Here is a 10,010-nt window from a genome sequence, read left to right on the forward strand (position 1 = left end):
GCTCTCCGCCGCCCCGCTCTTCCCTGCCCCGCGCGGCCCGCTGGCGGGGGTGCGCATCGTCGACCTGTCCCGCCTCGCCCCGGGTCCCTATTGCACCATGCTGCTGGCCGACCTCGGCGCCGAGGTGATCGTGGTGGGCGGCGGGCGGGCCGGGGTGGCCATCGCGGAATTCTCCCGCGGCAAACGCCACGTGGCCCTCAACCTCAAGGCCCCGGAAGGCCGCGCCGCGCTCCATGCCCTGGTGAAGACGGCGGACGTGCTGGTGGAGGGCTTCCGCCCCGGCGTGGCGGAGCGCATCGGCGCGGGCTATGCCGAGCTGTCGGCGCTCAATCCCCGCCTCGTCTATTGCGCCCTCACCGGCTTCGGCCAGGACGGCCCGCGGGCGAAGGAAGCCGGCCACGACATCACCTATCTCGCCTTGTCCGGCGTGCTCGGCGGCCTCGGCCCCAAGGGGGCGCCGCCGGAGGCGCCGCTGAACCTGGTGGCGGATTTCGCCGGGGGCAGCCTGATCGCCGCCATCGGCATCCTCGCGGCGGTGGTCGAGGCCAAGGCCTCCGGGCGCGGCCAGTTCATCGATGCCGCCATGATGGACGGCGCGCTCTCCCTCATGGCCATGCACCTGCCCCTGTGGAAGACGCCCCATTGGCCGGAGCGCGGCGACGGGCTGCTGGGCGGCGGGGCGCCGTTCTACCGCGCCTATGCCTGCTCCGACGGCGGCTTCATCGCGGTGGGCGCGCTGGAGCGCGGCTTCTTCGAGACCCTGTGGCGCACCCTCGGCCTCGGCGAGCCGCCGGACCACATGCGCCGCGACCTGTGGCCTCACATCGAGCGCCGGCTCGCGGAGACCTTCGCCGGCGCGCCGCGCGACCACTGGACCGCCCTGTTCGCCGGAACGGACGCCTGCGTCGCCCCGGTCCTGGCGCCCGACGAGGTGTGGAGCGATCCCCACGTCGCCGCCCGCCATCCGGGATGCGGCCCCAATCGCGTGCCCGCGGTGCCGCGCCTGTCCCGCACGCCGGCCGAGGCCCGTCCTCTGGACCTGTCCGACCGCACCGCCGAGGTGCTGCGCGAGATCGGGCTCAGCGACGATGAGGCCCGCGCCGCCACGGCGCCGGACGACGGCGAGGGCCGCTCGGGCCTCGCCTGGCCGCCGGAGCTGCGATAGGGGCGCTTCCGGCTGCCCCGCCAGACTTCAGAACGCCGGGTCGGCATCCATGCGGGGGCCGAACGCGGCGCGGCTGTCCTCAGGCGCCTCGTCCCGGGCATCAAGGCCATAGTCGCGCAGCACCGCGGCCACGCGCAGACGGTAATCCCGGAAGATGCCCGCCCGCCCCGCCGCCTGCGTCCTGCGATGGATGGGGAGGGTGCGCCAGGCCTTCACCGCCTCCTCGTCCCGCCAGATGGACAGGGACAGCATCTTGCCCGGCTCGGTGATGCTCTCGAAGCGCTCCACGGAAATGAAGCCGTCCATCTGCTCCAGCTCGCCGCGCAAGCGCGCCGCCAGGTCGAGATAGGTCTCCCTCTGGCCCTCGGCCGGCCAGACCTCGAAGATGATGGCGATCAAGATCCCCTCCCCTGTACCTTGCCCTGCCGCGTGCTTTGCCGCGACTTTACACCGCTCGCCCGGTCCGCGCCGCGCGGGGTGCATGCGATAGAGCCCCGCGCCCGGCTGCGGTAAAGTCCACGCTTTCAACACGGGGCATTGCGATGGCGACGACGATCTACGGAATCAAGGCCTGCGACACCATGAAGAAGGCCAGGGGCTGGCTTGAGGACCACGGCGTCGCATACGCCTTCCACGACTACAAATCCGCCGGCATCGAGCGGAAGACGCTGGAAGGCTGGGTGAAGACCGTGGGCTGGGAAAAGCTTCTCAACCGCGCCGGCACCACCTTCCGCAAGCTGCCCGACGCCGACAAGGAGGGCATCGACGAGGCCAGCGCCATCGACCTGATGCTGGAGAAGCCCTCCATGATCAAGCGGCCCGTGCTGGACACGGGACGTGACCTTCTGGTGGGTTTCAAGCCCGATGACTATGCGGCGAAGTTCGGCTGAGGCCCGCACCGGACGCCCACCGGCGGACCGAGCCATGCGCGCCGGCGAGGGCTGGATTTTCGGCCCGCCATTCGGCCCTCCGTGACGCAGCGCGGCGTGACGCAGCGGAATAAGACGGCCTCGCCAAGCTGGCCCCGGATTGCTAAAGTCCGTCGCGTTTGGCCTTGTTCTCGCCTTCGTGATCTGGTGTTACGAAGGTCGTAAAGGGAAAAGTTACCGAGTCTGGGCAGGTTTGCGGGGCTGGAGGACGGTTCGGGAACATCCGGGCCGACCATTCACCAAGCCGGCGATTGGGGCGGAGCGATCCGCACCGGGCAAGGTTTGTGCGCCGCAAGACCGTGCGTCACAAGACCGTTCGTCGCAAGACCCTGCGTCGCACCAGCGCCGTGGGATCCTGCCGACGAGGAACGAGCGCCGGAAACGACCGGCAACGCTGATAGCGGGGACCATGAGGCATACGAGCTGGACACCGGACGAGGATTCCCCCTTCGACCCGCTGGGTCCGGAGGGCCGTCCGCGTAGCGGATCAAGGCGGGCGACTCTTGTCGGTATCGGCACTGGCATTTTCGCCGGACTGCTGGTGGCGGCGGGCGCCGTCTGGGCGACCCAGGGCTCGTTCGCGTTCAGCGTTTCCGAGCCACGGGTGGTGGAACGCCCTGCCCGCGACCTCTCCCTCGCCGCCGCCGGAACCACGGTCACCGAGGTGTCCCTGATCATCTCGTCTGGTGCTCTCGAACTTGAGCCCGACCGTATCTACCTCACCAGCCTCTCCATCGAGGGCGCCCCCTTCGCCGCGCCGCCCGGCACACCGCAGGCGTCCGCGCAGGCGCGGACGCAGCAGCAACCTGCGCGCGCCGTGCCGCTGCCCATGGCCAATCCCCTGGGCAACCGCAACCAGCTCGCCGCCGGCGACGGTATCCGCGCCCTCCAGCAGATGGACCAGAGCACGGCTCCGCTGCCCCTGCGCAATCCGCTGATCCGCGAGCAGCGCCTCGCCTACGCCTCCCTGCCCGACCCGTCTGCGCCGCTCACCGACACGCCCTCGCCCCTCGCGCCGCCCGCCGCCTCCGACACGCCGCCCGGGTCCGAAGGCGAGGTGGCGCTGCCCACGCCCGGCTCGGGTTATGCGCTCTACGACATCAAGGGCAAGGTCGTTTACATGCCCAACGGCGACAAGCTCGAAGCCCATTCGGGCTACGGCGAGTTGATGGACGACCCGCGCCACGTGGCGAAGCGGATGGTGGGGGCCACCCCCCCCAACACCTATTCGCTGACCATGCGCGAATCCCTGTTCCATGGCGTGGAGGCGGTTCGCCTCAACCCGGTTGGCACCGGCAAGATGTTTGGCCGCGCCGGCATCCTCGCCCACACCTATCTGCTGGGCCCGCGCGGGGATTCCAACGGCTGCGTCTCCTTCAAGGACTACGAGAAGTTCCTCACCGCCTTCAAGCGGGGCGAGGTGAAGAAGATGGTCGTGGTCGCCCAGCTTGAGAATGCGCCGAAGGAAGAGAACTTCCTCATGTCCTTCCTGAAGCCGCGCTGAGCGGCCGTGGACCGAGACAGAGCACCCGGCGACGCCTTTCGCATGCCCCTGCTCGCCCTGAGGTCTGTGCTCCTGCGGCCATGAACTGAAAGCATGCGCCGATCAGATTGCACCGCGATCTGATCGGACAACACTCTACTCGTTCTTTGGCTTTTAACCCTAGGGGCGCGCGGCCTCTTGAGCTGACAGCGCGTCGGCCGGTGGTGCGAATGACGCGGCCGGTATTTCCCCACCACCACGCCGCCCAGCGGCACGTCCTTTAGAGCGGTAGCCGATCATATTGGATCATATCCAGCGGCTTCGAAGAAGTTCCGGCACTCCTGCGGCGTGAAGAGATCTGCGATACGTCCGATGGCTACCCACAGGCCTTCGACGGTGCGCTCGGCAGCTTTGCGCAGGTGGGCCTTGAGCTTTGAGAAGGCGTTCTCGATCGGGTTGAAGTCGGGGCTATAGGGCGGCAGGAACAGGAGGCCTGCGCCGGCGGCCTCGATCATCTGACGCACCGCCGGACCTTTGTGGGAACCGAGATTGTCCATCACCACAATGTCGCCCGGTGAGAGCTCGGGAACGAGCACTTGCTGCACATAGGCTTCGAAGGCGATGCGGTTGATGGGGCCGTCCAGTACCATCGGCGCCACCATACCGGTGCAGCGCAATCTGGCGATGAAGGTGGTTGTCTTCCAGTGGCCGTGCGGGACGAGCGCGCGCAGGCGCTGTCCACGCCGGCAACGGCCATGGCGGCGGGCCATGTTGGTGGAGGCCCAGGTTTCGTCGATGAAGACAAGCCGGTCCGGATCGAGGTCGAGCTGCGCCTCGAACCAGGCCCGGCGTTGCTTCAGGACGTCCGCCCGGTCCTGCTCGGCGGCGTGGGCGGTCTTTTTTTGCGCGTGATGGCGTGGCAGGCGAAGAAGCGCCGGACCGTGCCGTAGCCGACGCCGATCCCCTGTTCCGCCAGAAGGTGGCGCAGTTCCTCGATGGTGAGGTCGGGCGTCTTCTCCAAGAGGCTCAGGATCAGGTCCTTGTGCGCCTCCACATGATGGGAACGGTTGTCGCCTCCGGCGTCCTTGGCGCGGGGCTCCCCCGTTTCACGGGACAGCTGCCGCCATCGGCTCACGCTTGCCGGGCTGACCGCAAAAGCCTCAGCCGCCGCACGGTGGCTCATACCACCCGCTACGGCGGCCAGAACACGCACCCGAAGATCGAGCGACAGCGCCTTGACCATGCCTGCCGGCCTCCAACTCCGGCAGGAAGCTTGAATCAGCTCGGCACTGATTTGAAAAGCCACGGCGATTCAATATGATCGGCTACCGCTCTAGTACCACAGCGGCCGCTCCGATGGTGGCGCCTGCTCCGACGGTGATGGGTCCGATGAGAACGGCGTTGGTGTACAGCACCGCACCATCCTCCACGGTGGGCTAAATGGGCGAGAGGCCTCCACGCGTCCCAGCGTAACGCTCTGGTAGATGGTCACATTGGCGCCGATGCGGAACCCGGAGCCGATGACCACCGCCGCGGGATGGGGCAGGAAAAGGCCAGGGCCAATCTGGCTGTCGAGATTGATGTGGCAACTGGTCCGCGTGACATTCCAACACCAGATGGCAATGCCCAGCCGCAACGGCTACGGCCGCAAGATGGTGACGACCGAGACCGGCCGGATCGAGCTGGAGATCCCGCCTGACCGGCAGGCGACGTTCGATCCGCAGTTCATCGCGAAGCACCAGCGCCGCTTTCCCGGCTTCGACGACAAGATCGTGTCGATGTATGCCCGCGGCATGAGCGCCCGGGAGATCGTCGGGCGTCTGCGCAAGCTCTACCAGATCGAGGTCTCGCCCAATCTCATCAGCGCCGTCACTGACGCGGTGCTCGACGAGATCGCCGCCTGGCAGGCGCGGCCGCTCGAGCCGGTTTGTCCGCTGGTGTTCTTCGACGCCCTGCGGGTCAAGATCCGCGACGAGGGCGTCGTCCGCAACAAAGCCTGTCCATATTGCCTCGGCGTCCGCGCCGATGGCGCCAAGGAGGTTCTGGGCCTCTGGCTCGAACAGAACGAGGGAGCGAAGTTCTGGCTGCGCGTCATGAACGAACTGCGAAATCGCGGCGTCGAGGACCTGCTACTGGCCGTCGTCGATGGTCTGAAGGGCTTCCCGGACGCGATCCGGACCGTCTTCACCGAGGCAATGGTCCAGACCTGCATCGTCCACCTGTTGCGCCACAGCCTGGACTTCGTCTCCTACAAGGATCGCAAGCCCGTCGGCCGCAGCGCTGAAGGGCATCTACCGCGCCATCAAGGCGGCCGCCGGCGAGGCGGCGCTCGGCGCCTTCGAGGAAAGCCTCTGGGGCCGCCGCTATCAGGCTATCGCCCAGAGCTGGCGACGCGCCTGGAGCGAGGTCGTACCGTTCTACGCCTTTCCCGGCCGACGTCCGCCGCATCCTCTACAGCACCATCGAGGCGCTGAACGCCAAGCTGCGCCATACGCGCCCGAGGCCACTTCCCGACCGACGAGGCCGCGATGAAGCTCCTCTTCCTCGTCTTAAGCCGCTCCGAAAAGGAGTGGAAGATGGGGGCTGCGTGAATGGATCATGGCCAAAGCTCAGTTCGCCGTCATCTTCGGCGAGCGCTTCACAAAGGCCATGGCGGCCTGATGTTCAACCCGCCGCCCTCACACGGAAATCCTGACAGCTCCCCTTGCGGCGGAATCTCGCGCGGTCCTGCCGGCGGCCGCTACAGGCCGACCGGACACAGGAATTGCGGGGACGCCGCCTGGGCCAAGGCCTTCGGACGAGCGTGGTACATTCCGGGGTCAGTAATGCTCCTGATACCACTCGGCGAAGCGGCGCACGCCCACCTCGATGTCGATCTCGGGCCGGAAGCCGGTCAGGCCAATCAACAGGTCGGGGGCGGCATAGGTGCGCGGAACCTCTCCTTGCTGCATGGGCAGCATCTTGCGGATGGCCGGCTTGCCGAGGCTCGCTTCGATGGTCTCGACGAACCGCATCAGGGCGACCGGTTGACCGCCGCCGATATTGACCACGCGGAAAGGGGCGTGGCGCGACAGGGTGTCGGCGTAGGTGTCGGAGGTAATCCGGTTGGCTTCGTCCGGCGGCACCGCCATCAACCGAATGACGCCCTCGATGAGGTCATCGATATAGGTGAAGTCGCGGCTCATCTTACCTTCGCCGTAGATCTCGATGGGACGGTCCTTGCGGATGGCATCCACGAACTTGAACAGAGCCATGTCGGGCCGTCCCCAGGGCCCGTAGACAGTGAAGAAGCGGAAGGCCGTGGTCGGGACCTTGTGGAGGTGTGCGTAGCTGTGAGCCATCACCTCCATGGACTTCTTGGTGGCGGCATAGATGGTCATGGGCTCGTCCGCCTTGTCGCTCTCGGCAAACGGGACTTTCTCGTTCGAGCCGTAGACAGAGGAGGTGGAGGCAAGCAGCAGGTGCTTCGGCTTGAGCCGCGCCGCGAGCTCGATGACGTTGAATGATCCGACCAGGTTCGAATCGATGTAGGAACGCGGGTTTTCAAGGCTGTAGCGAACACCGGCCTGTGCCGCGAGGTGGACGATGACGTCAGGCTCGGCGAGCTCGGCGGCCTTATCGAGCGCGTCCCTATCCTTAAGCTGGGCGATCACGGCCTTAAAGCCGTTGGACCGTTCCAGTATGGCGTGCCGCTTCTCCTTGAGCGCCACGTCATAATAATTTGTCATCCCGTCGAAGCCGACCACATAATGGCCTTCGTCGAGCAATCGCTTGGCCAAGTGAAAACCGATGAAACCCGCGGTTCCAGTAATAAGATACCGCATCATTATCCCTCAATGCGGCGAGCAGCGGCGCGCTCCAGCCCCCGCTGGCCCACCTTGCCTCAGGCTTACCGCACTGCGCACAGGCGTGTCCACCACCGAGGCCGCGCGGCACGCCCCAATTAAACGCCTTGGGCAGCGCCTCCCGGTCATTTGAAGCCTTCCTTCGCACCGTGCGGGTCGCATCAGCGTGCCGACGAGCGGGATGGAGGGTTATCCGTATGAATAACTATTGGATTTAGCGTCGAGAATTGCCCGTGAAGCCAGACTCGGCACGGGGCCGCCGGTGGCGCTCACTGGTGGGGCGATGCTGTGCAGGCTCCGCACCTTCAGCCTGCAGCTGGGCGCGAGCGTGGGGTGGCATGGTGCCCGTGGGTTGCCGCTTGATGTTGCACCGCGCTATGGGGTCTCAGTGCCGGCATCGCGGACTTGCAAACTGCCAAGCTCTGCCAGCCTGCGCGACACTGCGAGACGTCGCGCACAGCGAAGTGGAAGCCTATGCTGTCTCGCGTTGCTGCTGCCTCTCCTCTAAAATGGCAAGCTCATCCATGATGGTCGACGAAAAACCCTTGGAAGAGACGGTTATCGAGAAGATCAGACTTGATCTTGTGCAGTGGGTGCATTACGAGAAAGCAAGTATTAGCTATTTGATCCTGAGCTTTGATGGTGCAGTCTTTTCGCAGGAATGGAAGGATGCGCTATGGGGCAGGTTCTCCATGGATGCGCCACGACGACGGAGGCGGTCCGTCGAGCGATACAGCATAGTCAAGAGAGCCTGAGGGCTCTGGCCCAGCGCTACGGGATCAACCCGAAGACCGTCGCGAAATGGAAGCAGCGGACCTCGGTCGCCGACCTGCCGACCGGACCTAAGGCGCCGAGGTCCAGCGTTCTGGCACCTGAGGAAGAGGCGATCATCGTCGTCTTCCGCAGGCACACCCTGTTGCCGCTCGACGACTGCCTCTACGCCCTGCAGGCGACGATCCCCCACCTGACCCGCTCGTCGCTTCACCGTTGCCTTCAGCGCCACAGCATCTCCCGCCTGCCCGATGTCGAAGGCGACAAGCCGGCGAGGAAGAAGTTCAAGGCTTACCCGATCGGCTTCTTCCACATCGACATTGCCGAGGTGCAGACGACGGAAGGCAAGCTGCATCTGTATGTCGGTATCGACCGCACCTCGAAGTTCGCCTTTGCCCAACTCGTCGACAAGGCCACCACGGCAACGGCGCGTGCCTTCCTCGACGCGTTGGTGGCTGCCGTTCCATACAGGATCGAGATCGTTCTGACGGACAACGGCATCCAGTTCGCCGACCTGCCGAAGAACCGTTCCGGTCCGACCGCCATGTGGCGCGGGCATCCGTTTGACCGGGCCTGTCAGGCTCATGGCATCAAACACAGGCTGACAAAGCCAAGGCATCCCTGGACCACTGATGTGATCGACAAGAGCTTTCTATTCCGATCTGCGATATTCTCCTCTTGCGTGCGGGTGACCGCGTGGCGAAGAGCAGGGCGTGAGGTGGGAGCCCTGCCGCGCAGCCTCTATCGTCGCACCTCGGTTGCGGCGCCCGTGCGCACCCTTTTCGGTCCTCGCGGGTTCCAGCCAGCCACGAAGCGCGCGTAGGCCACCTCGGCCTGCTCGACCCAGCGCCGCTCCTCCTCGCGGTGGCGCTTGATATTGTAGGCATGCGCCGCGCCCTTTTGACCGCGTGTCGCCTTGTGCCCGGCTTTGAGCTCGAGATCGCGCAGCTTCTTGGCGTGCAGCGAGGGTCGCGCCCAGACGTAGCTCTCGCCTTTGGCGAGCAGGTGCCAGATCACGACGGCGAGCTTGCGCGCAGTCGCAACCGCCGCCACATGCTGGCCGCGCCGCGCCCGGACGCGAAGGAAGAAGGCGCGCAGTGGACCGGAGGTGCGCGCTGCCGCCCAGGCCGCCTCGACCAGCATGCCCCGTGCATGGCCGCGTCCTTGCTTGGTAATCCGCCCATGGTGGGCCGGTCCCGATCCCGACTGCCGGACGCTTGGATTGAGACCAAGGTAGCTCACCAACTTCTGTGGGCTGCCGAAACGGCTGACGTCGCCGATGGCTGCGGTCATCGCGAGTGCCACTACCATGTCGATGCCGGGGATCGTCATCAGCCGCTTCACGCCTTCATCCGCCAGCGCCGAGCGCGCGAGGTCGCGCTCGATCACCTTCAGGTCCTCGCCGAGACGGTCGAACTCGCGAAGGTGCCGCTCGATCGCGAGACGCTCGTCCTCCGGCACGGCCTGCTCGGCCAGCCAGGCGCGACCCTTGGGCCCGCACAGATCGGCGTGCGGGCAGGACGGGATCAGGTGGCCGTGGAGGATCGACTGGATAATGTTCTTCAGTCGCGTTCGCTGCCGCACGATCTGGTTGCGGCGGGTGACTTGCCGGCGTAGCGCCTGGGTCGGCTCATTGGGGATCCAGACCTCCGGCAGGAAGCCGCTAGCGTAGAGCTGCGCCAGGACGCCGGGGAGTGTCAGGAATTTCGTGTGGGGGCGGCGGGTTGAAGATCAGGCCGCCATGGCCTTTGTGAAGCGCTCGCCGAAGATGACGGCGAACTGCGCCTTTGCCATCGCCCATTCACGAGGTGCCATCT

6 protein-coding genes and 3 pseudogenes are annotated in these 10,010 nt (G+C 66.1%); 5 read left to right on the forward strand and 4 right to left on the reverse strand.

The genetic code is table 11. The features are described 5' to 3' along the window. Positions 1-40: 40 nt before the first annotated feature. Positions 41-1,165, forward strand: coding sequence for a CaiB/BaiF CoA transferase family protein (locus K9U41_RS19550; protein ID WP_282642534.1), 1,125 nt, complete (start codon positions 41-43; stop codon positions 1,163-1,165). A 27-nt stretch (positions 1,166-1,192) separates the two neighbouring features. On the opposite strand, the gene K9U41_RS19555 is transcribed toward K9U41_RS19550, so the two are convergent. Then, a complete protein-coding gene (locus K9U41_RS19555) occupies positions 1,193-1,564 on the reverse strand; it encodes an antibiotic biosynthesis monooxygenase family protein (protein ID WP_282642530.1) in 372 nt (123 codons plus the stop codon). Between the two features lie 143 nt (positions 1,565-1,707). Between K9U41_RS19555 and K9U41_RS19560 the strand changes: the two genes are divergently transcribed. Further along, a complete protein-coding gene (locus K9U41_RS19560) occupies positions 1,708-2,055 on the forward strand; it encodes an ArsC family reductase (RefSeq protein WP_282642531.1) in 348 nt (115 codons plus the stop codon). Between the two features lie 448 nt (positions 2,056-2,503). Continuing rightward, complete coding sequence (locus K9U41_RS19565; protein ID WP_282642532.1) at positions 2,504-3,598, forward strand: DUF2778 domain-containing protein; 1,095 nt, start codon at positions 2,504-2,506, stop codon at positions 3,596-3,598. Between the two features lie 275 nt (positions 3,599-3,873). On the opposite strand, the gene K9U41_RS19570 is transcribed toward K9U41_RS19565, so the two are convergent. Beyond that, positions 3,874-4,820, reverse strand: a protein-coding gene (locus K9U41_RS19570) for an IS630 family transposase (protein ID WP_432715832.1) whose coding sequence is annotated in 2 segments (ribosomal slippage) — positions 3,874-4,484 and positions 4,484-4,820 — 948 coding nt in all. Because the reading frame shifts where the segments join, the coding sequence is not laid out codon by codon here. Between the two features lie 388 nt (positions 4,821-5,208). Between K9U41_RS19570 and K9U41_RS19575 the strand changes: the two are divergent. Then, positions 5,209-6,238 (forward strand): annotated as a pseudogene (locus K9U41_RS19575) (IS256 family transposase); the annotation flags it as partial. Between the two features lie 158 nt (positions 6,239-6,396). Here K9U41_RS19575 and K9U41_RS19580 read toward each other — a convergent pair. Then, positions 6,397-7,401: an NAD-dependent epimerase gene (locus K9U41_RS19580; RefSeq protein ID WP_282642535.1), complete on the reverse strand. Its 1,005-nt coding sequence runs from the start codon at positions 7,399-7,401 to the stop codon at positions 6,397-6,399. 697 nt (positions 7,402-8,098) lie between these two features. On the opposite strand from K9U41_RS19580, the pseudogene K9U41_RS19585 reads away from it, so the two are divergent. Further along, a pseudogene (locus tag K9U41_RS19585) lies at positions 8,099-8,839 on the forward strand (DDE-type integrase/transposase/recombinase); the annotation flags it as partial. A 95-nt stretch (positions 8,840-8,934) separates the two neighbouring features. Here the strand turns inward: K9U41_RS19585 and K9U41_RS19590 are convergent. After that, positions 8,935-9,879: pseudogene (locus K9U41_RS19590) on the reverse strand (IS110 family transposase); the annotation flags it as partial. Positions 9,880-10,010 lie beyond the last annotated feature (131 nt).

The sequence above is a fragment of the Xanthobacter autotrophicus genome, assembly GCF_029991245.1.
GTDB lineage: Bacteria > Pseudomonadota > Alphaproteobacteria > Rhizobiales > Xanthobacteraceae > Xanthobacter > Xanthobacter autotrophicus_C.

Excerpts from the sequence above, each read along its gene's own strand:
- K9U41_RS19560 (WP_282642531.1), top strand. The coding sequence starts at position 1,708 with ATGGCGACGACGATCTACGGAATCAAGGCCTGCGACACCATGAAGAAG.
- K9U41_RS19565 (WP_282642532.1), top strand. The coding sequence starts at position 2,504 with ATGAGGCATACGAGCTGGACACCGGACGAGGATTCCCCCTTCGACCCG.
- K9U41_RS19580 (WP_282642535.1), bottom strand. The coding sequence starts at position 7,401 with ATGCGGTATCTTATTACTGGAACCGCGGGTTTCATCGGTTTTCACTTG.